This is a genomic window from Rhizobium sp. NFACC06-2 (assembly GCF_900101425.1).
In the GTDB taxonomy this organism is placed as follows: Bacteria; Pseudomonadota; Alphaproteobacteria; order Rhizobiales; family Rhizobiaceae; genus Agrobacterium; species Agrobacterium leguminum.
The window spans coordinates 661,480-680,702 of the sequence record NZ_FMVA01000001.1; the positions used below are offsets into that span (position 1 = coordinate 661,480).

General features: G+C 62.2%; 22 protein-coding genes. 12 read left to right on the forward strand and 10 right to left on the reverse strand.

Annotated features, from left to right (window positions below):
* Positions 1-521: 521 nt before the first annotated feature.
* On the forward strand, positions 522-1,106 hold the full coding sequence (locus F3H58_RS03475; protein ID WP_149741203.1) for a transglycosylase SLT domain-containing protein: 585 nt from the start codon (positions 522-524) through the stop codon (positions 1,104-1,106).
* A gap of 54 nt (positions 1,107-1,160) precedes the next feature.
* On the opposite strand, the gene F3H58_RS03480 is transcribed toward F3H58_RS03475, so the two are convergent.
* From F3H58_RS03480 to F3H58_RS03500, 5 genes are all read right to left on the reverse strand, one after another.
* Positions 1,161-1,775 carry an alpha/beta hydrolase gene (locus F3H58_RS03480; RefSeq protein ID WP_149741204.1) on the reverse strand — a complete coding sequence of 205 codons (615 nt, stop codon included), beginning with the start codon at positions 1,773-1,775 and terminating at the stop codon, positions 1,161-1,163.
* 254 nt (positions 1,776-2,029) lie between these two features.
* Entirely contained in the window at positions 2,030-2,974 is a 945-nt protein-coding gene (locus F3H58_RS03485; protein WP_149741205.1) for a VOC family protein, read from the reverse strand.
* 163 nt (positions 2,975-3,137) lie between these two features.
* Positions 3,138-4,214, reverse strand: coding sequence for a siderophore-interacting protein (locus F3H58_RS03490; protein ID WP_149741206.1), 1,077 nt, complete (start codon positions 4,212-4,214; stop codon positions 3,138-3,140).
* Between the two features lie 71 nt (positions 4,215-4,285).
* A complete protein-coding gene (gene ung / locus F3H58_RS03495; protein WP_149741207.1) occupies positions 4,286-4,999 on the reverse strand; it encodes a uracil-DNA glycosylase in 714 nt (237 codons plus the stop codon).
* Positions 5,000-5,022: 23 nt separating this feature from the next.
* A complete protein-coding gene (locus tag F3H58_RS03500; protein WP_080815914.1) occupies positions 5,023-5,418 on the reverse strand; it encodes a VOC family protein in 396 nt (131 codons plus the stop codon).
* A gap of 257 nt (positions 5,419-5,675) precedes the next feature.
* On the opposite strand from F3H58_RS03500, the gene F3H58_RS03505 reads away from it, so the two are divergent.
* A complete protein-coding gene (locus tag F3H58_RS03505) occupies positions 5,676-6,032 on the forward strand; it encodes a YbaN family protein (protein WP_149741208.1) in 357 nt (118 codons plus the stop codon).
* 16 nt (positions 6,033-6,048) lie between these two features.
* Here the strand turns inward: F3H58_RS03505 and F3H58_RS03510 are convergent, their stop codons facing one another.
* From F3H58_RS03510 to F3H58_RS03520, 3 genes are read right to left on the reverse strand one after another with little or no spacing between them, the layout of a single operon-like run.
* A complete protein-coding gene (locus F3H58_RS03510; protein ID WP_149741209.1) occupies positions 6,049-6,831 on the reverse strand; it encodes a heme ABC transporter ATP-binding protein in 783 nt (260 codons plus the stop codon).
* Entirely contained in the window at positions 6,828-7,916 is a 1,089-nt protein-coding gene (locus tag F3H58_RS03515) for a FecCD family ABC transporter permease (protein ID WP_149741210.1), read from the reverse strand. The genes F3H58_RS03510 and F3H58_RS03515 overlap by 4 nt, the downstream gene beginning before the upstream one ends.
* Positions 7,913-8,806: a heme/hemin ABC transporter substrate-binding protein gene (locus F3H58_RS03520; protein ID WP_149741211.1), complete on the reverse strand. Its 894-nt coding sequence runs from the start codon at positions 8,804-8,806 to the stop codon at positions 7,913-7,915. Before F3H58_RS03520 ends, F3H58_RS03515 begins: the two co-directional genes overlap by 4 nt.
* 187 nt (positions 8,807-8,993) lie before the next feature.
* Here F3H58_RS03520 and hmuQ point away from each other — a divergent pair, with 187 nt between their 5' ends.
* The 6 genes from hmuQ to F3H58_RS03550 all read left to right on the forward strand — a co-directional run bounded on the left by hmuQ (position 8,994) and on the right by F3H58_RS03550 (position 12,581).
* A complete protein-coding gene (gene hmuQ, locus F3H58_RS03525) occupies positions 8,994-9,341 on the forward strand; it encodes a heme-degrading protein HmuQ (RefSeq protein ID WP_003522597.1) in 348 nt (115 codons plus the stop codon).
* Between the two features lie 9 nt (positions 9,342-9,350).
* Positions 9,351-9,875: a heme utilization cystosolic carrier protein HutX gene (hutX, locus tag F3H58_RS03530; RefSeq protein ID WP_020809737.1), complete on the forward strand. Its 525-nt coding sequence runs from the start codon at positions 9,351-9,353 to the stop codon at positions 9,873-9,875.
* 176 nt (positions 9,876-10,051) lie between these two features.
* Complete coding sequence (locus F3H58_RS03535) at positions 10,052-10,828, forward strand: YbaY family lipoprotein (RefSeq protein WP_149741212.1); 777 nt, start codon at positions 10,052-10,054, stop codon at positions 10,826-10,828.
* Between the two features lie 218 nt (positions 10,829-11,046).
* Positions 11,047-11,931: a formyltetrahydrofolate deformylase gene (gene purU / locus F3H58_RS03540; protein WP_149741213.1), complete on the forward strand. Its 885-nt coding sequence runs from the start codon at positions 11,047-11,049 to the stop codon at positions 11,929-11,931.
* 45 nt (positions 11,932-11,976) lie between these two features.
* Positions 11,977-12,273, forward strand: a complete 297-nt coding sequence (locus F3H58_RS03545; RefSeq protein WP_149741214.1) for a type II toxin-antitoxin system RelE/ParE family toxin — start codon at positions 11,977-11,979, stop codon at positions 12,271-12,273.
* Between the two features lie 2 nt (positions 12,274-12,275).
* Complete coding sequence (locus tag F3H58_RS03550) at positions 12,276-12,581, forward strand: addiction module antidote protein (RefSeq protein ID WP_026363923.1); 306 nt, start codon at positions 12,276-12,278, stop codon at positions 12,579-12,581.
* 12 nt (positions 12,582-12,593) lie between these two features.
* Here F3H58_RS03550 and F3H58_RS03555 read toward each other — a convergent pair whose 3' ends face one another.
* Both F3H58_RS03555 and F3H58_RS03560 read right to left on the reverse strand, forming a co-directional pair.
* Complete coding sequence (locus tag F3H58_RS03555; protein ID WP_149741215.1) at positions 12,594-13,988, reverse strand: sensor histidine kinase; 1,395 nt, start codon at positions 13,986-13,988, stop codon at positions 12,594-12,596.
* On the reverse strand, positions 13,985-14,665 hold the full coding sequence (locus F3H58_RS03560; protein WP_003491888.1) for a response regulator: 681 nt from the start codon (positions 14,663-14,665) through the stop codon (positions 13,985-13,987). The genes F3H58_RS03555 and F3H58_RS03560 overlap by 4 nt, the downstream gene beginning before the upstream one ends.
* 82 nt (positions 14,666-14,747) lie before the next feature.
* Here F3H58_RS03560 and F3H58_RS03565 point away from each other — a divergent pair, with 82 nt between their 5' ends.
* From F3H58_RS03565 to F3H58_RS03580, 4 genes are all read left to right on the forward strand, one after another.
* Complete coding sequence (locus F3H58_RS03565) at positions 14,748-15,815, forward strand: ABC transporter substrate-binding protein (RefSeq protein WP_502706411.1); 1,068 nt, start codon at positions 14,748-14,750, stop codon at positions 15,813-15,815.
* 336 nt (positions 15,816-16,151) lie between these two features.
* A complete protein-coding gene (locus F3H58_RS03570; RefSeq protein ID WP_149741217.1) occupies positions 16,152-17,096 on the forward strand; it encodes a Bug family tripartite tricarboxylate transporter substrate binding protein in 945 nt (314 codons plus the stop codon).
* The gene (locus F3H58_RS03575; protein WP_149741218.1) at positions 17,093-17,587 is read left to right on the forward strand and encodes a tripartite tricarboxylate transporter TctB family protein; all 495 of its coding nucleotides are present in this window, start codon (positions 17,093-17,095) and stop codon (positions 17,585-17,587) included. The genes F3H58_RS03570 and F3H58_RS03575 overlap by 4 nt, the downstream gene beginning before the upstream one ends.
* Before the next feature lie 107 nt (positions 17,588-17,694).
* The gene (locus F3H58_RS03580) at positions 17,695-19,212 is read left to right on the forward strand and encodes a tripartite tricarboxylate transporter permease (RefSeq protein ID WP_020809148.1); all 1,518 of its coding nucleotides are present in this window, start codon (positions 17,695-17,697) and stop codon (positions 19,210-19,212) included.
* The last annotated feature ends 11 nt before the right edge of the window (positions 19,213-19,223 follow it).

The following is a 19,223-nucleotide window of genomic DNA, read 5'->3' on the forward strand; positions in this document are numbered from 1 at the left end:
TTATCGGTTTTCATTTTTGTACAGGGGACGCTTTTTTTCGAATATGCGCCGATACCGTCACCGCGAATTCCGCGGCAACGTTGGGAAGCGATAAAGGGGGCCGCATCGCTGCGGGGGTATCAAAGGGTATTGCAGGGTTTGCAGGCGATGCGGCCCCGGCTTGAAACATATGACCCGCCCGCCAAACCGGTTCCTGTTTGGAGGATGGGCATATGCCGGCCGCCTCAACCGTGACATCGGGAAACTCCCCGGTTTCGGCCGCCTGCCCCGTCCACCTTGCGCCGCGCGCACGCCTGATGACCGGGATGGGCCAAGTATAGCCGGGCCGGCGGCACCGTGGACGTGCGGGGATGAACGCTTCTTGAAAGAAGGCGCTCAGGAGGCGGCCTCGCCCCATCCCGGCCACAGGAATTTTCAGCGGGTTAACGGCCGGCCGATCGGCGGCATTTGAATTAACCTTGTCTTAAAACCCGACGTTAATGGTTAGCAATTTAAGAATAGCGGAACGAAAGGGTTCCGTTATGCGTGGCGTATTTGCCGTTGTTTTTCTGATGCTCGTTCTGGCCGGCTGCGCCACCGCACCGTCGCAGGTGACCAATGCCTGTGCGATTTTCGAGCAGCGGAACGGCATCTTCAACAACTGGCGGCGCGATGCCAAAGCGGCCGAGCGCGAATTCGGCGTGCCCGTGCCTGTCATGATGGCGACGATCTACACCGAATCCGCCTTCCGCCCCTATGCGCGGCCGCCGCGCACCAAGCTTCTCGGCTTCATTCCCTGGACACGCCAGTCGAGCGCGTACGGCTACGCACAGGCGCTGGACGGCACATGGAGTGTTTACCAGCGTGAAACCGGCCGCTGGTCGGCAAGCCGCACCGATTTCACCGACGCCATCCACTTCGTCGGCTGGTATCACGCCAAGAGCCGGCGCGAAAACGGCATTGCGCTGAACGACCCCTATAATCTCTACCTCGCCTATTATTCCGGCCATGCCGGTTATGCGAAGGGCAGCTGGCGCAACAATTCCGCGGTCCAGAAGGCCGCCCGCCGCTCCGCCAACATGGCGCTGCGTTACGAGGCGCAGCTGCAGCAATGCGGATATCGCTGAGGCGGCAGCACAGGCGAATGCCGGCTTGAAAGCCGGCATAGCGCAGACATCCAGCTAAGCGTTATAAGCCGCCAGAAAACCCCTGACCGCATCGATCTCGCCGGAGCGGATTTCATGCCCGCCCGGATGCCACACGGTTTCCACCGTGCCGCCCTGCGCCTTGAGGCTCTGTTCCAGCGCCTTCGTCAGCGGCACCGGGCAGATCGGATCGCGCTCGCCGGCCGTGATCAACACCCGGCGCGAAGCCTTGGCGGGCAAGATTTTCGGTTCGAGCGGGATGAGCGGATGCATCAGCACCGCGGCGTCGAAAAGCCCGGGTTCTTCGATCAGCACATTGGCGAGAATATTCGCGCCGTTGGAAAAACCGAGGCCGATGACCGGACCGGCCTGATAATGCTCCCGGTTCGCCTTGATGAAATCCACCATCTTGACGGTCGCCCGTTGAAGGTCGGCCATGTCGTAGACACCCTCTCCCGTGCGCCGGAAAAACCGCGCCGCGCCATGTTCGGAGACATCGCCGACGGGTGAGAGAATGGTCGCCTCAGGCAGCAGGCGCGAGCCGAAATCGAAGAACTGGTTTTCATCGCCGCCGGTGCCGTGCAGCAAAACGAAGAGCGGTGCACCGGCAGCGCCGGCGCGGGATTTGTGGAAATAGCCATCCCTGGTCATGGGAGTATCCTTTCTGAAAGGAAGAGGTTCAACGGCTTCCGCAAGGCCTCTTCGGCCAAGCGGAGCAATCATATGAAGCGAACGGACGCGGCTTGTGTCTTCTCCCCGCCGGGGAGAAGTCCGCGGCAGCGGGATGAGGGGGCAAGCTCTCCGAAATCCGGCAACGTTACCCCCTCATCCGACCCTTCGGGCCACCTTCTCCCCGGCGGGGAGAAGAAGCAGGTCGCAACGTCCTGCCAAGCGCTATCGAGCGGTTAAGCTCCCTTCTCGTCCCCCAGCGGCTCCAGATGCTCTTCAAGCACGGAGCGCAGATGCGCGTGCTGGGTCGGCAGCTTCAGCGCCTCGCCGAGATGGGCGGTGTCCTCGTCGCGGTCGAAACCGGGTTCGTTGGTGGCCACTTCGAACAGCACCCCGCCCGGCGTGCGGAAATAGATCGCCCAGAAATAATCGCGGTCGATCACCGGCGTCACCTGATAGCCAGTATCCATCAGCGCCTTGCGCACCTCCAGCTGCTTTTCACGGTTTTCGACCGCAAAGGCGATGTGGTGCACGGACCCCGCACCCAGCCGCGCGCCAGAAATATTCGGCATGGTTTCGATGTCGATGAAGTCGGCACCGTTGCCGCCGGGAATGCCGAGGCGCAGAACGCCATCCTGACGATCCACTTCCTGATAGCCCATGAATTTCAAAAGCTCGGCCGTCGCACCTTCATCGCGAAGACGCAGCGAGGCGCCCTGAAAACCATGGATCGCCTGATCCACGCCGACGCCGTTGCCGATCCACTGCGCACGGTTGTCATCCCTGACCTCGACCAGCGCAAAACCGTCGCCATCGGGACCTGCAAAATGCAGGCGCTTGTTGCCGAAGGCTTCATCGGCCTTCAGGCCATCCACGCCGGCCCTGGAAAGACGGTCCTGCCAGTAGCCGAGCGATCCTTCTGGAACGGAAAACAGCGTCGTGCCCACCTCACCGGTGCCGGGACGGCCGCGTGCGATATGCGGGAACGGAAAGTAAGTCATGACGGAGCCGGGCGTGCCGACTTCATCGCCATAATAGAGATGATAGACGTCAGGCGCGTCGAAATTGACCGTCTTCTTCACCCGGCGCAGGCCAAGCGTATCGGTGAAAAAACTATTGTTCTGGCGCGCGCTCGCCGCCATGGACGTGACGTGGTGCAGGCCCTTGATCTGGTTGAGCATGATAAACCCCTTTTGCCTGGCGGGCCTCACGGTTGGGGCCTGCCCTGTTCATGGCGTAAAGATGGGGTAACAGCGCTCTCAGGCATAGAGTGGACAACGGGAACGGATTGTTCCCGAATGATGAACGATAAAACCGACTGTTCAACAGGCCCGATAAGGCAGCTCAATGATCGTCGGCGACGCCCAAGGTCCAGTAGCCGACAGCGCGCAGCGATGCTTTCGGGAAAGCTATCTCGTCGGTGAGGAAGGATTTTGCCGCCCTCGCCTCGGATTTTTCGCAGGCGACAAAGACATGCAGGCCGTCATGATCCGCGCTCCAGCCATGGTCGCGCAGCGCCTTTTCGATGAGGCCCGCGGTGCCGGCGGGCTTGCCGCGGCGATAAAGCCATGTCCACTCGACATTTGCCGCGCAGACGATCTCCTGCCGCTCGGCTTCATCGTCGATCTCGGCATAGACGCTGAGTTTTTTGCCGGCCGGCATTTCGGCGGCCATGCGCAGCATCACCGGCAGCGCCGTTTCGTCACCGGCAAAGACATAACGCTCGGCTTCCGGGCAGACACCGCTCGGGCCGATGATGCCGAGAACATCGCCGGGCTTCGCCGTCGCGCCGAAGGTTGCGCCCGGCATGTGATCGCCCTCATGCATGACGAAGTCGATATCGACTTCACAGCGCGCGATATCGCCGGAACGGATGGTATAGACACGCCGTGTGAGAAGATCGTCGCCCGCCGGCCAGACGATGGCGCCGGTGGGCGCTAGATAAGGCCAGACCGGCGCGCGGGCCTGATCGGGCACCAGAAGCAGGCGCACATGCATGCCGCCGGAGAGCAGCCTTTCGATGCCGCTTTCGACGGAAACCACCAGCCGGCGCATATGCGGCGTCAGATTATAGGCGCGGGCAACCTTGCCGACGAAAAGATTGGGCAGCTCACGCTGCTCTGCGCCATGGCCGCTCCAACGGAAATCCAGCCCCGTCTCGCCGGAGAATTCGACGATATGCTCGGCGACCATCGCCTTTACCGACATCAATATATGTTCGGAAATGCAGCTCACCCTTGCGGCGAAACGCCCGCCCTCGGCGCTGAAGCTGCCATGGCCGTATTCCGTCTTGAACCGCACGGTAGTACCTTCGCGTTCCATCTCCATATGCTCGGAAAAATGATCCTCGAAAGCATCGACGATCGACAGCGGATCGGGCAGCGAGACGGAGGTTTCGGCAGACAGGAGAGACACGGGCATAATCCTTCACTTCGTAGTCCGGTTATCTTTAATCCCGACAACCGCAAAGCGTAAAGGTATTTTATGAGTGCCTAGAGAAGGTTTTTGTCGCTTCCCACCGTTTCCGGCAATTGCCAGTCGATCGGCTGGCGGCCATGGGAGAGGAGAAAGGCGTTTGCCTTGGAAAAATGGCCATTGCCGAAAAAGCCGTTATGGGCCGAAAGCGGAGACGGATGCGGCGAACGCAGCACGAGGTGCTTGCGCTGGTCCACGAAGGCCGCCTTCTTCTGGGCATAGGAGCCCCAGAGCAGAAAGACGACAGGGTCGCATTCGTCGTTGACGGCGCGGATGACGGCGTCGGTGAATTTTTCCCAGCCCTGCCCCTGATGCGAGGCGGCGCGGGCCTCTTCCACCGTCAGCACGCTGTTGAGCAAAAGCACGCCCTGTTTCGCCCAGCTTTCCAGAAAGCCGTGACCCACCGGGCGAATGCCGAGATCGCTCTGCAATTCCTTGTAGATATTGACGAGCGAAGGCGGAATGCGCACGCCGGGCTGGACGGAAAAGCACAGCCCATGCGCCTGACCGAGCCCGTGATAGGGGTCCTGGCCTAAAATGACGACCTTGACCTCATCGAGAGGCGTGAGATCCAGCGCCCGGAAATATTCCGCACCCCTGGGGAAGATGCGCTTGCCGGCGGTCTTTTCGGCAAGCAGGAACTCTTTCAGCTTGAGCATATAGGGGCTGGCGAATTCACCGGAAAGAACGCGTTTCCAGCTATCCTCGAGTTTGACGCCTGCCTCTGCCATGCCCGCCTCTCCCATAATCGCGCTTATTTGAACCGGTTACCGCGTTGCAGCACTTCGATCTTGTAACCGTCCGGATCGCAGATGAAAAAGTATTTCGCGAAAGGCTGACCCTTATAATCGGCTTCGATGATCTTTCCGGGGGAAAGGCCGATCTCGGTGAAGCGCTGGTGCTCGCCATCCACATCGGCCACGCTGACCGCAAGGTGACCATAACCATCACCCAGCGCATAGGGCACTTCGCGACCGCGGTTGACGGTCAGTTCCAGCTCGAAATCGCCCTCGGCATTGCTGAGATAGATCAGCGTGAAGTTTTCGAACTCGGCGCGTTCCGCAACCTCAAGCCCGAAAGCCTGCCTGTAAAATTCCACCGAACGCTTTTCGTCCAGCACCCGGACCATCGAGTGGATCAGCTTGGCCATGGTGTTTTCCTTCTTCTTCTTAAGCTTTGACGGCCCGGTTATGCTCCGGGCATCGCGGCCCAAGGGGATAAAGACTGCGTGCTTCGCTTTCAACCCTAAAGGCACTCTGCGACAGGACGTAACGGCCCGATCACGGCAAATGTGATGGCAAAAACCCCTTAGTTTTTCCGGTGCGGTTGGGACCTGCGGCAACGAGACCGCATGGTTTTGGCTCTGCCGCTCTATCCTGAGTGGTGAACTCATGATACCGGCTAGGCATGCGCCTTTTATACCTCTGTCTTGGCTGGCTTATGGTCGCGACCGGCATTGTCGGCGCGTTTCTTCCCGTTTTGCCCACCACACCGTTCCTGCTTCTGGCGCTCTGGTGTTTTTCCCGCTCCTCGCCAAAACTCGAGGCATGGCTGCTGGCCCACCCCAGATTCGGACCTTCGCTGCGGCGATGGCGCGAACGCGGCGCAATCGCCCGCAAGGCCAAGATCGCGGCGCTTTCGGCCATGTCCGTCAGCTACGCCGCTTTCTGGTTCCTGAGCGAGCCGCCGCCACTGCGGGCCGCCATCGTCGCCGCCGTCATGCTCGGCTCCGCGCTCTTCATCGCCACCCGGCCGGAAAGCTGAGGCGAAGAACAGGTCCTTAACGGTGGCGCGACTGCGGCAGCACGTAAGGAATATGCCGCGCCGGCAGCCGGCCGACGACACCGCCAATGCCATAGACCCTTGCAATCGTCTCGTCGCTGATCGTTTCCAGGGAGGGGCCGCTCGCCGTCACCCGGCCGCCATGCATGACAATAAGTTGATCGGCAAATTCGGCCGCAAGGTTGAGGTCGTGCAGGATGGCAAGCACCAGCCCGCCGCCGCTTGCAAAATCGCGCGCCGTTTCCAGCACGGCGATCTGGTGGCCGATATCGAGACTTGCGGTGGGCTCGTCGAGGAAGAGCGCCCGCGCCTCGCCATTTTCCATCGGGTTCGGCACCTGCGCTAGCGCCCGGGCAAACTGCACCCGCTGCTGCTCGCCGCCGGAGAGCATGTTGTAGGACCGCTGCTCGAAACCGCGCAGCCCGGCCCTGGCGAGCGCGCGGCGGGCCTGCTCTTCCGGCGCGCGGGAGCCCTGTGCGACAGCCCCCATCCGCACGATTTCGAGCGCGGTGAAGGGGAAAGCAAGCTGGGTGCTCTGCGGCAGCACGGCCCTGAGACGGGCGAGCTGGACCGGCGTGAAGGCCGGCAGGTCGATGTCGTTATAGGTCACCGAACCGCTTTCCGCCCGCATCTCGCCCGAGAGAACCTTCATCAGCGTGGATTTGCCGGCACCGTTGGGGCCGATGATGACATTGACCTTGCCGGGCTTCAGATCGACGCTGACCGCATCGAGAAGCCGGCGGCCGGAGCGGATGAGGGTGAGATTTTCGGCCCTGATCATGACATGTTCCGCATGGAAAAACCGCCGCGTCCCAATAGCAGGACCAGGAAGACCGGCGCGCCGATGAGCGCCGTGACGACGCCGATGGGCAGTTCCGCCGGTGACGCGACGGTGCGGGCGAAACTATCGGCCAGAAGCAGAAGTGCTGCCCCGCCAAGTGCGGAGGCCGGCAGCAGGAAGCGGTGCGACGGGCCGATGGCGAGCCGCAGAAGATGCGGGACGACGATGCCGACAAAACCGATGGAGCCGGCAGCCGCCACGCTTGCCCCGCAGGCGGCGGCAACGGCCAGAATGACGATCCGCTTCAGCCGCTGCACCGGAATGCCCATGTGAAAGGCGGCGGCATCGCCGAGAATGAGCGCATCCAGCCCGCGGGCAACGAAGGGAATGATGGCGAGAACGACGATGATGAAAGGGAGGGTCGCGAGCACCTTGGCGGGCGTGGCCCCGCCGAGCGAACCGAGCGACCAGAAGGTAATGTCGCGCAGCGCCCGGTCATCGGCCATGAAAATCATCAGCCCCGTCAAAGCACCGCTGATCGCCGCCACCGCAATGCCGGCCAGAATGAGCGTGGTGGTGGAGGTGGCGCCATCCTTCGTCGCGATCAGGTAAAGTACCCAGGTGTTCAGCAAGCCGCCGAAAAACGCCATGAGCGGCAGGAAATGCGGGCCGAAAAACACGGCGACGGTGGCAAGCGCGCCTTCCCCGAGAGAAATGGCCGCGACCGCAAACAGCGCCGCACCCGAGGTGACGCCGACAATGCCGGGATCGGCCAGCGGATTGCGGAACAGGCCCTGCATCATCGCCCCCGAAACGGCAAGCCCCGCGCCGATCAACATGCCGAGCGCCGTGCGCGGCAGGCGCACCGCCTCAAGAATGACCCTGTCGCGCGCATCGAGCTGATCCGCGCCGCCAGTGAAATAGGCCCAGAGTTCGGACATGCCGACGCCCGTGGGTCCGCTGACCAGCGACACACCACAGGCAAACAGCAGGATGCCGACGAGCACGGCAAGAGTGACGACCCGCTGGCGGGATCTGTCGCCCGCAACCCTGCCTTCAGCGGAACTCAAGGCGGCAAGGCTCACGGCTTCACCACCTCAGGATAGAGCTTGGCTGCCAGCTCGCGGCCCGCAGCGGGCGTGCGCGGGCCAAAACCGATGAGATAAAGCCCATCCATGCTGATGAACGCCTTGCTGGCGGCGGCCGGCGTGGACTGGAAGGCGGGAAGCGCGAAAGTCTCATCCGCCTTGGCGGCGTGGTCGCCGCGCGCCATGGTCAGCACCACGTCGGGTGCCGCGGCAATGACCGCCTCATCCGTCAGCGGCTTGTAACCCGTGATCTCCTGAGCCGCATTGATGCCGCCCGCCATTTCGATGATTGCGGCCGCTTCGGTATCCTTGCCCGCCGCCATGATGCGGCCGCCGGCGGTGGAAAGCACGAAGAGAACCCGCTTCCTGCCCTTTTCCGGCACGGCCGAAACATCTTTGACGAGCGCATCGAGCCCGGCCTTGGTCTCGCCAGCCAGCGCCTTCGCCTTGTCAGAAAGCCCCACCGCCGCGCCGACATCTTCGATCTTTTTGGGGATGGCGTCGCCGCTCGGCGGCGTATCGACGGTGACGAAAGGCACCGCACTTGCCTTCAGGATGGCGATGACATCGGCCGGGCCGGACCCGTCTTCGGAGAGGATGAGATCGGGCTTCTGCGACAGGATGCCTTCTGACGAGAGCGCCCGCATGTAACCGATATCCGGCTTGGCAAATGCATCGGCCGGATAGCTGCTGGTGCTGTCACGCGCAACGACGCGGTCTCCTGCGCCCAGCGCATAAAGGATTTCGGTGACCGTGCCGCCCACCGCGACGATGCGTTTCGCTTCCGGATTGCCCTTGTCAGAAGCCATGGCGGCAGGTGCGGCAAAGGCGATTGCGGCAGGCACGAGGGCGGCGAAAACGAAGGAACGAAGGCGGGAATTCAACATGGCGCTATCCTGAAACACGACCCGGCGCGGCTTTCCCTGCGCCAATTAATCTTGAGTTCTTTACACATGTTTATGGGCGGCGCAATCGATAAGTGGAGTAAATTTGTTCGCTTTGTCGTGAACCCCTTTCCAACCTCCCCGCGGCTGGATATCCTGACTCAAACTGGAAACTTAAAGGGAGAATTTCATGTTTATCGCAATGAACCGTTTTCGCGTCGTGCCGGGTTATGAGGAAACCTTCGAATCCATCTGGCGCGAGCGCAAATCGCATCTGAGCGAATTGCCGGGCTACATCGAATTTCACATGCTGAAAGGCCCGAAGGCGGATGACCACACGCTTTATGCCTCGCACACCGTCTGGGCCACCAAGGACGATTTCCTCGCCTGGACGAAATCCGAACAGTTCCGCGCCGCCCACGCCAAGGCCGGCGAAAACCGCGGCAAGGTGGAATATCTCTCCGGCCCGCATTTCGAAGGCTTCGACGTCATCATCCATGAAGACAAGAATGGCGAACGCCGTTCGATTGCCGCCTGAGGCCGCCCGATGAGCATCGCAGCCCAAAAGACCGACGACGACAGGCAGGCCCGCGCCGCCGCTGCGCTCGCCGAAAAACCTGACGGTATCGTGGAGGCCATCGCCGCCAAGGCCGAGGTGACGCCGGCCGAAATTCTGGCGATCCTGCCGGAAGGCGCCGCCGTTTCCGCTGCCGCCGACCGCTTCGACGCCATCTGGAACGAGATGCGCGGCTGGGGCGAAGTCCTGATGATCGTGCAGACCGGCGATATCGTGTTCGAAGTGCCGGGCCACCTGCCGGAAGGCAGCGAAAGCCACGGCTGGTTCAACATCCACGGCGACAGCCCCATCGGCGGTCACATCAAGAAGGACAATTGCGCCGGCATCACCTTCGTCGATCGCGGCTTCCACGGCCGCCGCTCCTGTTCCGTCTGGTTCATGAACGCCGCCGGCAGCGCCATGTTCAAGATTTTCGTCCGCCGCGACGAGAACAAGGAACTGCTGGCCGGGCAGCTGGCGAAGTTCGAAGCGCTGCGGGACGGTTTCCGCGGCTGAGACCCGTGGGGAGGCTGCCAGCTGCCTTCCCACTGCTTTCCTTATCGCACGCGTCATCATTCGCCCGGGACCTCTCCGGCTCACGCGTAAAAAAACAACCACCGGTTCATCGCCCGTTCAGTGCCGTTTTTTATCATCCGCTGAAATTCGAACGGCACCAGCACGGAGCAAGCACCATGACCGACCGCCAACCTCTTCTTTCGCGCCGCAGTTTCGCCGGGCTTGTTGCGCTTGCGCCGCTTTTTGCAGCGGGCGGTGCGGCTGCCGCACCGGCAAGCCTGCGCGGCAGCGTTTCCTATCGCGAGCGCATCGCTTTACCGCCGGGCGCGACCGTCACCGTGCGCCTGATCGACGCTTCGCTGGCGGATGCGCCCTCGCAGACGATTGCCGAAACCACCGTTCGCCCCCGTGGCCAGGTGCCGGTGCCCTTCGTGCTGCGTTATGATGACCGCGACATCCGGGGCCGCCGCTCCTATGCGCTGAGCGCCGAAATTCGCGACCGCGACCGGCTGCTCTTCACCACCACTCGCCGTTATTCGGTGCTGACCGGCGGTCGCGACGATACCGATCTCGTGCTGGAGCGCGTCGGCGCGGGTCCGGGTCGGCCGGAGCCGGAAGCCGGTATCGACGGGCGCTGGCTGGTGCAGGACATCCGTGGCGAGCGGGTTCGCGGCCGCCGTCAGGCGACGCTGGAAATTACCCGCGAGGGCCGCGTTTCCGGCAATGCCGGTTGCAACGGCATCGGCGGCGAGGTGAAGATCAGCCGCAATCGCATCGATTTCGGCCGGATGATTTCCACCCAGATGGCCTGCGCGCCTGACATCATGCGCCAGGAACGGCAGTTCATTGAAGCGCTGGAAGGCGCCCGCTCGTTCAGGCTGGAGCCGCGCCGCGGCACGCTGGAACTGCTCGACGGCCGCGGCCGCACGGCGATGCGCCTGCGCCGCGCCTGAGGCCGGCAACCTGCCGCAACACCCTGCGTCGCCGTGCTGGCCCAAACGGTGCTGGCCATGGAACATTCCATGTCGCTTCCGGCACGGCGCGCTGCCCTTTCCCGCCCTATGACTTTGGCTGCGTTCGTCTTGACGCTTTGCTCCGCCGCGGAGCTGCGCTATGGAACGCGCCAAACTGCGCCGGTTGATGCCGGCGCGACGTCTTTGAGGGAAAACGAATGACATCCTATGTTCTGACCGTAGCCTGCAAATCGACCCGTGGCATTGTGGCTGCGATTTCCGGTTATCTGGCGGAAAAAGGCTGCAACATCGTCGACAGTTCGCAGTTCGACGACCTCGAGACCGGCAAGTTCTTCATGCGCGTCTCCTTCATCTCCGAAGAAGGCGCCACCCTTGAGGCCATCACCGACGGCTTCAAGCCGGTGGCGGAAAAATTCGGCATGGAGGCGGATATCTATCCGGACGGCCAGCGCATGAAGACGCTGTTGATGGTCTCCCGTTTCGGCCATTGCCTCAACGACCTGCTCTATCGCTGGAAGATCGGCGCATTGCCGATCGACATTGTCGGCGTCGTCTCCAACCATTTCGACTACCAGAAGGTCGTCGTCAACCACGACATTCCCTTCCACCACATAAAGGTGACGAAGGAGAGTAAACCCAAAGCCGAGGCCCAGCTGATGGACCTGATCGAGACCAGCGGCACGGAACTCGTCGTGCTGGCGCGCTACATGCAGGTTCTGTCCGACGACATGTGCCGCAAGATGTCTGGCAAGATCATCAATATCCACCACTCATTCCTGCCGAGCTTCAAGGGCGCCAACCCTTACAAGCAGGCCTATGAGCGCGGCGTGAAGCTGATCGGTGCCACGGCCCATTACGTCACCGCCGATCTCGACGAAGGCCCGATCATCGAACAGGACACGGTGCGTATCACCCACGCACAGAGCGCCGACGATTATGTCTCGCTTGGCCGCGATGTCGAAAGCCAGGTGCTGGCTCGGGCCATCCACGCCCATATCCACCACCGTACCTTCATCAACGGCAACCGCACCGTCGTCTTCCCGCCAAGCCCGGGAAGTTATGCTTCCGAGCGGATGGGGTGAACGCTTCGTCATTGACGAAATGACAACCACAGTTTACATTTCGCCATGCTCACGATCCGGGAAACAAGCGAGTTTGCCGACTGGTTGGCGGGTCTGCGCGATGTGCAGGCGCGCGCCCGCATCGCACGCCGCATTTACCGGCTGGCGGACGGCAATCCCGGAGACGCGAAACCGGTTGGCGAAGGCGTCAGCGAACTCAGGATCGACCTTGGACCCGGATATCGGGTCTATTTTGTCCGGCACGGCGATGTCGTCATCATATTGCTGTGTGGCGGCGACAAGGCATCGCAGTCCCGCGACATCGCCAGAGCCAAGAAACTGGCCAGAGCGCTCAAGGAGTGACCATGCCACTTGTGACACGCGATTACGATGCTGCCCGCTACCTTGATAGTGACGAAGCGCTTGCAGCTTACATCGCCGACGCCACAGAAAGCGGCGACGCCCAGGAGCTTGCCCATGCGCTGGGCGTCGTGGCGCGGGCCAAGGGTATGACTGACCTTTCGAGGCAAACTGGCCTTCCCCGCCAGACCTTGTACAAGGCGCTGAGCGGCGAGGGAAATCCGGAACTGGCGACGATTGCCAAGGTCGCCGACGCGCTGGGCTACAGGCTCTCGCTGGTGGCGAAATCGCCTGCAGACACGGCCGCCTGATAAACCGACGGGTTATGGCGCCTTTTCCACGCCACCAAACATCACCCGCGCCCTCAGCCCACGCCCCTCCGCGCCATCCTCCAGCGTCAGCCGCCCGCCGAACAGCCCGGCGATCTCTTCGATGATGGCAAGGCCCAAGCCGGCGCCGGGGGCGGCGTTGGCTTCGCCGCGGGCGAAGCGCTGGCGCACCATGGCGCGTTTTTCCGGGGGGATGCCGGGGCCATTATCCTCCACTTCCAGCCAGACGGCGTCCGTCTCCTTGCCGACGCGGACGGTGACTTCCGCGCCACGACCGGCATAGTTGATGGCATTGGAAACGAGATTGCCGATCAGTTCGCCGATCAGGAGCGGCTCGGCGAGAATGGCAACCTCCCCCTCGCCTTCGAAACCGAGATCGATGCCGGCTTCGGCCGCACGCGGCACGAAATCGGCCGTCACATTCTGCGCAACGGCCACGAGATCGATTGCGGAAAAATCATGTTTTTCGCTCGAACCGGCGGCATCGATATTGGCCATGCGCAGCAGCTGGGCGAGGATATGTTCGGCATGGGCCACGGACGCGCCGCCCTTCAGCGCCGCCGCCTGCGCTTCCTCTAAACTTCCCGCACGGGCTGAAAGCGCAAGCTGGGTGCTGATGATGGCGAGCGGCGTGCGCAGCTGGTGGCTGGCATTGCCGGTGAAATGGCGGAGCGCATCGAGCGCCGATTGCAGCCGCACCATGAAGGAATTGACCGTTTCCACCAGGTTTTCCACCTCCACCGGCACGGATTGGCGGATGGGGTGCAGGTCGTTCGGGCTGCGCTCGGCAATGGCTTCGCTGAGCCTGTAAAGCGGTCTGAGCGAAATCGTCACCGCGATCCAGACGATGATCGCCGCCCCCACAATCATCAACAGCAGGCGCAGCGCAGAGCGCAGTATGATGGCCTGCGCCAGCTGGCTGCGGGCAATGGTGGTTTCGGCAACCGTTACGGAAAAGGGCACGGAATTGATGCCCGTGGAAGCGAAGCGTCTGATGGCGGCGATGCGGATCGGTTCATCGCGGAACACGGCATCGCGATAGGCGGGAGTATCGCCCTTCGGGTTCTCCACGGTCGGCAGGTTCTGGTAGCCGGTCAGGAATTGCCCGTTCGGCCCGTCGACACGGTAAAACACCCGGTCCTGTGCGGCCGATGTCAGCATTTCCAGCGCCACATAGGGAATATCGACTTCCAGCGAGCCGTCTTCTGCCACCACCACCCGCTCGGCAATGGCAAGCGCGGAACCTGATAGTACCCGGTCGGAGACGACATTGGCGGTATTGACCGCCTCGCGCCAGGTATCGGTCAGCGCAACGCAACCGATAATGGCGGTGGAGATGAGAAGCCAGCCTAAAAGTCGCCGCCTGAGCGAATAGGCGGCCGGTCTCATTCAGCCATCTCCGGCAGCTTTTCGAGATAATAACCGATGCCGCGCGCCGTCTTCACCGTCAGCCCGTGCGGCGCGAGCCGCTTGCGCAGGCGGCTGACATATTGCTCGATGGCATTGGCGGAAATATCGTCGTCGAAACCGGTCAGCGACTGCACGATGGCCTCCTTGGCGACGACCTTGCCGGCCCGCATGAACAGCACTTCGAGCAGCGCCACCTCGCGCGCCGGAATATCGAGCGGACGCCCATCCGCCGAAAAGGTGCGGGAATTGAGATCGAACAGCACCTTGCCGAAACTCAGCGCCGAGGAGCGCAGCCCGGCATTGCGGCGCAGCAGCACGCGCACCCTCGCCTCGAATTCGGTGATATCGAAAGGCTTGATCATGTAGTCGTCAGCGCCGAGATCGAGCCCCTTGACCTTTTCCTCCGGCGTGCCGCGCGCCGTCAGGATCAGCACCGCCGCCTTGTCCTGGCGCGAACGCATGGAGCGCAGCACCTCGATACCGTCCATTTCCGGCAGGTTGAGATCGAGAATGACCAGATCGAAACTTTCCGCCGCAATCGCCGCATCGGCGGAAGCGCCATCGGACACCACATCCACGGCATAACCGCTGCCGCGCAGCAGCGCCGACAGCCCCTCCGACAGCACCTGATTGTCCTCGACCAGCAAAATACGCAAATCTTTCCTCCCGCAGCATTGCCGAGTTTAACCAGACCCTTACCGCTTGTGAATGGCCGGCGCCTGCTGCATGATCTTTTCCATGCGTATCTGCCTTCTTCTCTGTCTCTGTCTTTGCACGGCCTTGCCGGCGCTTGCGCAAGTCGCCATCTTTCCGGCACCCTCCGGCAAGGCGGATGCCGAGACACTGGTGGTCTATTCCTCGCTGGACGAACCGCTGGCGACACCGATGATCGAGGGTTTCCAGAAGGCCAATCCCGATATCGCCGTCCATTATGAGGATATGCTGACCGGCGAGATTTACGACCGCATCGTCAAAGAAACTGACGCCGGAAAGAAGACCGCCGATTTCGCCTTCTCCTCCGCCATGGATTTGCAGGTGAAGCTGAGCAATGACGGTTATGCCCAGCGCTCGGATCTGGCCATGAGCGCCCGCTGGCCCGCCTGGGCGAACTGGCGCAACACCGCTTACGCGCTGACCTTCGAGCCGGCTGTTTTCGTTTATCACAAGCCGAGCTTCACCACCGAAGAACCGCCAGCCAGCCGCGCCGAATTCGTCGATTATCTCGAACGCCACGCCAAGCAAGTGCATGGCCGCATCGCCACCTACGACATCGAACGCTCCGGCGTCGGTTTCCTGTTCATGTCGCGCGATCAGGAGCAGTTCGGCGATATATGGAACGTCATCAAGGCCATGGGCGCGGCGGGCGTGAAGGTCTATTCCACCTCCTCGGCCATTCTGGAACGCGTCTCCGACGGACGTTTCGTGCTAGGTTATAATATTCTCGGCTCCTATGCGGCCGACTGGGCCTCGCGCCACCCCGATGTCGGCATCGTGCTGCCGAAAGATTATACCGTCGTCATGTCGCGCATCGGGCTGGTGCCGGAAGCCGCCGCCAATCCCGCGCTCGGCCGTCGTTATCTCGAATTCTTCATGTCCAAGGAGGGCCAGACGATCATGGCGCGGCAGTTGCAGATTCCCGCCGTCAGTCCGGAAGTGGCGGGCGAAAACACCGCCAACACCATGCAGGCCATCCACGGCGCACAATTGCGCCCCGTGCCCGTCAGCCCCGGCCTGATGGTCTATCTGGACCAGGTCAAGCGCAGCCGCCTGATCGAGCGCTGGAACGAGGCGTTGCGGTCGCAGTAGTCCCCCCTCATTCCTGTGCTTGTCACAGGAATGAGGGTGTGGAGAAAGCTTCAAAGGCGCAAAACAAAGCCATCCCACACGCCACAGTAGACGTCCGATACAAATTAATAGAGAGTAAATGCGCAAGGACTTGCGTAGCGTCAGTTAGATGACAGCTTTCTGTGATGCTCTGCAATTCTTCTTCATTCCGTGGAGGCGGAAGAAGATGCGGGAGGAAATCCAGGATTGCCAAGGCCCCACGCTGAGCATTCAGCGCCGGCGCAGACGCGTCCGAAAAGCCCCCCGCATAAACGAAAAACGACGCCCAAAAAGGGCATCCTGAGGAGGGTTTTCCAAGTGAAGCATTTTCTTATCGGCACATTCCTGGCGGGCGTGATCGCGCTTCCGGCGGTTGCAGCGGATTACACCATCATCGCCCCGGCAAATCCCGGCGGCGGCTGGGACCAGACCGCGCGCTCCCTGCAGACCGTGCTGCAGGAAGAAGGCATTTCCAAGAGCGTTCAGGTGCAGAACGTACCGGGCGCCGGCGGCACCATCGGTCTTGCGCAGTTTGCCAGCCAGCAGAAGGGCAACCCGAATGCCCTCATCGTCGGCGGTTACGTGATGGTCGGCGCGATCCTCACCAACAACGCGCCCGTCACCCTCAAGGAAGTGACGCCGATCGCCCGTCTGACCGGCGAATATGAAGCCATCGTCGTTCCGGCATCCTCGCCGCTGAAGACCATCGGCGACCTCATCGACCAGCTCAAGAAGGATCCGGGCAGCGTTTCCTGGGGCGGCGGCTCCGCCGGCGGCACCGACCATATCGCCGTTGGCCTGATTGCCAAGGCGGCCGGCGTCGATCCGACCAAGATCAACTACATCGCTTATTCCGGCGGCGGCGAAGCGCTTGCCTCGATCCTCGGTTCGCAGGTGACTGCCGGTATTTCGAGCTACGGCGAATTCGAGAGCCAGGTAAAGGCCGGCACGCTGCGCCTGCTCGCGGTTTCCAGCGAAGAGAAGCTGGAAGGCGTCGATGCGCCGACGCTGAAAGAAAGCGGCCTTGATGTCGTCGTCCAGAACTGGCGCATGGTCGCTGCTCCTCCCGGCCTGACGCCGGAGCAGGAAAAGGTCGTCAATGCCGACATCGAAAAGCTGGTAAAGTCCGCCAAGTGGCAGGAAACCCTGAAGACCAAGAGCTGGATGGACACCTATCTCGCCGGTGACGAATTCAAGGCGCAGCTCGCCAAGGATACCGACGCCACCGCCGCCATCCTCAAAGACATCGGACTGGTAAAATGAGCCAGGGTTCCAACCCTTCGCAGCATCAAAAGCGCCGCCCTGACTGGGCGGCGCTGGCGATCGCCATCTTCCTCGTCATCATCGCCTGCGTGATCTTCTGGGATAGCGCCCGCCTCGCCAGCGTCACCGGTTATTCTCCGGTCGGCCCGGCAACCGTGCCTTATGCCATCGGCTTCTGTCTTATCGGCCTGGCGCTGTGGACGGCCATCGAGGCCTGGCGCGGTGATTTTCCCGAACGCGACAAACAGGAAATCGCCCCGGTTGTCTGGGTCGTCGCCGGCCTTGCCGCGCAGATGTTGCTGCTCAACGTCGCGGGTTTCTCCATTGCCACCGGCCTGCTTTTCGCCTTTACGGCGCGCGCCTTCGGCAAACGCAAGCTCTGGTATTCGATCCCCATCGGCATCGCCCTGAGCTTCTTCATCTGGTTCATCTTCGCGCGGTTGCTGCAGCTTTCGCTGCCCGCCGGGCCTCTGGAACGGCTGTTGTTCTAACAGCCATTCCGACCAAAATTTGAGATCACAGGAAACCGCAGGCGCGCAATGACGCATATGCCAGCCGTTCCGCCCGCCCATCGGGTCCACTTGGGGGACATCTGTCCATGAGTACCTTTGAATTCCTGCTGCACGGTCTTGAGGTTGCCGCCCAACCCATGAACCTGCTCTATGCGCTGATCGGCGTCACGCTCGGCACCGCCGTCGGCGTTCTGCCCGGCATCGGACCTGCGCTGACCGTGGCGCTGCTTCTGCCCGTTACCTACAGGCTCGATCCCGCCGGTTCGCTCATCATGTTCGCCGGCATCTATTATGGCGGCATGTATGGCGGATCGACCACCTCGATCCTGCTCAACACGCCGGGCGAAAGCGCCTCGATCGTGACCGCCCTCGAAGGCAACAAGATGGCCCGCAAGGGCAGAGGCGGTCCGGCGCTGGCCACCGCCGCCATCGGCTCCTTCGTCGCCGGCCTCATCGCCACCATCGCACTCGCCTTCATCGCGCCCTATATCGTCAAGCTGGCGCTGGTCTTCGGCCCGCGTGAATATTTCGCGCTGATGGTGCTCGCCTTCGTTACCGTTTCCTCCGCCTTCGGGGATTCGGCGCTGCGCGGCCTCACCTCGCTGTTCATCGGTTTTGCCCTTGCCATCGTCGGTATCGACCAGCTGACCGGCCAGACCCGCATGAGCTTCGGCATTCCCGACCTGCTCGATGGCGTGGAAGTGACGACGCTTGCGGTCGCCATGTTCGCCATCGGCGAAACGCTGTTCATCGTCGCCCAGGGCAGCACCGGCCCGGACAAGGTCGAAGCCGTGAAAGGCTCCGTCTGGATGAGCGCGCAGGACTGGGCACGCTCCTGGAAAGCCTGGCTGCGCGGCACGCTCATCGGCTTCCCCATCGGCGCCATGCCGGCGGGCGGCGCTGAAATCGGCACCTTCCTGTCCTATGCCACCGAAAAGAAGCTGACCAAATATCCGGAAGAATTCGGCCATGGCGCCATCGAAGGCGTCGCCGGTCCGGAAGCCGCCAACAATGCCTCCGCCGCCGGTACGCTGGTGCCGCTCTTGACACTCGGCCTGCCGACGACGGCGACCGCCGCCATCATGCTCGCCGGCTTCCAGCAATATGGCCTTCAGCCCGGCCCGCTGCTGTTCGCCACCAATCCGCAGCTGGTCTGGGGCCTGATCGCCAGCCTGTTCATCGCCAACCTGATGCTGCTGGTTCTGAACCTGCCGCTCGTCGGCCTGTGGGTGAAGCTGCTGACCATTCCGAAGCCTTGGCTTTATGCCGGCATACTGCTGTTTGCGACGCTCGGCACCATCGGCGCCAACCCGTCGGTCTTCGAACTCGGTATGCTGCTCGCCTTCGGTATCCTCGGCTATATCATGCGCATCTTCGGTTATCCGATTGCGCCTGCGGTCGTTGGTCTCATCCTCGGCCCGCTTGCGGAACAGCAGCTGCGCCGCGCTCTTGCCATCGGCCAGGGCGACCCGACGGTGCTGTTCACCTCGCCGATTGCCGTTGGCCTCTTCATCGTGGCAGCCGCCGCCTTCATCATCCCGCTCATCATGCGTATCCGCGGCCGTGGCGAGGTGCTGACGCAGCTTGCCGCCAACGAGGACTGAGAAACCAAGAA

Bases quoted from the DNA above. Each gene is read 5' to 3' on its own strand.
- F3H58_RS03500 (WP_080815914.1), bottom strand. From the start codon at position 5,418: ATGGCCAAGCTGATCCACTCGATGGTCCGGGTGCTGGACGAAAAGCGT.
- F3H58_RS03490 (WP_149741206.1), bottom strand. From the start codon at position 4,214: ATGCCCGTGTCTCTCCTGTCTGCCGAAACCTCCGTCTCGCTGCCCGAT.
- F3H58_RS03550 (WP_026363923.1), top strand. From the start codon at position 12,276: ATGCCACTTGTGACACGCGATTACGATGCTGCCCGCTACCTTGATAGT.
- F3H58_RS03480 (WP_149741204.1), bottom strand. From the start codon at position 1,775: ATGACCAGGGATGGCTATTTCCACAAATCCCGCGCCGGCGCTGCCGGT.
- purU (WP_149741213.1), top strand. From the start codon at position 11,047: ATGACATCCTATGTTCTGACCGTAGCCTGCAAATCGACCCGTGGCATT.
- F3H58_RS03475 (WP_149741203.1), top strand. From the start codon at position 522: ATGCGTGGCGTATTTGCCGTTGTTTTTCTGATGCTCGTTCTGGCCGGC.
- F3H58_RS03505 (WP_149741208.1), top strand. From the start codon at position 5,676: ATGCGCCTTTTATACCTCTGTCTTGGCTGGCTTATGGTCGCGACCGGC.
- F3H58_RS03565 (WP_502706411.1), top strand. From the start codon at position 14,748: ATGCGTATCTGCCTTCTTCTCTGTCTCTGTCTTTGCACGGCCTTGCCG.
- ung (WP_149741207.1), bottom strand. From the start codon at position 4,999: ATGGCAGAGGCAGGCGTCAAACTCGAGGATAGCTGGAAACGCGTTCTT.
- F3H58_RS03545 (WP_149741214.1), top strand. From the start codon at position 11,977: ATGCTCACGATCCGGGAAACAAGCGAGTTTGCCGACTGGTTGGCGGGT.
- F3H58_RS03580 (WP_020809148.1), top strand. From the start codon at position 17,695: ATGAGTACCTTTGAATTCCTGCTGCACGGTCTTGAGGTTGCCGCCCAA.
- hmuQ (WP_003522597.1), top strand. From the start codon at position 8,994: ATGTTTATCGCAATGAACCGTTTTCGCGTCGTGCCGGGTTATGAGGAA.
- F3H58_RS03575 (WP_149741218.1), top strand. From the start codon at position 17,093: ATGAGCCAGGGTTCCAACCCTTCGCAGCATCAAAAGCGCCGCCCTGAC.
- hutX (WP_020809737.1), top strand. From the start codon at position 9,351: ATGAGCATCGCAGCCCAAAAGACCGACGACGACAGGCAGGCCCGCGCC.
- F3H58_RS03485 (WP_149741205.1), bottom strand. From the start codon at position 2,974: ATGCTCAACCAGATCAAGGGCCTGCACCACGTCACGTCCATGGCGGCG.
- F3H58_RS03555 (WP_149741215.1), bottom strand. From the start codon at position 13,988: ATGAGACCGGCCGCCTATTCGCTCAGGCGGCGACTTTTAGGCTGGCTT.
- F3H58_RS03510 (WP_149741209.1), bottom strand. From the start codon at position 6,831: ATGATCAGGGCCGAAAATCTCACCCTCATCCGCTCCGGCCGCCGGCTT.
- F3H58_RS03520 (WP_149741211.1), bottom strand. From the start codon at position 8,806: ATGTTGAATTCCCGCCTTCGTTCCTTCGTTTTCGCCGCCCTCGTGCCT.
- F3H58_RS03535 (WP_149741212.1), top strand. From the start codon at position 10,052: ATGACCGACCGCCAACCTCTTCTTTCGCGCCGCAGTTTCGCCGGGCTT.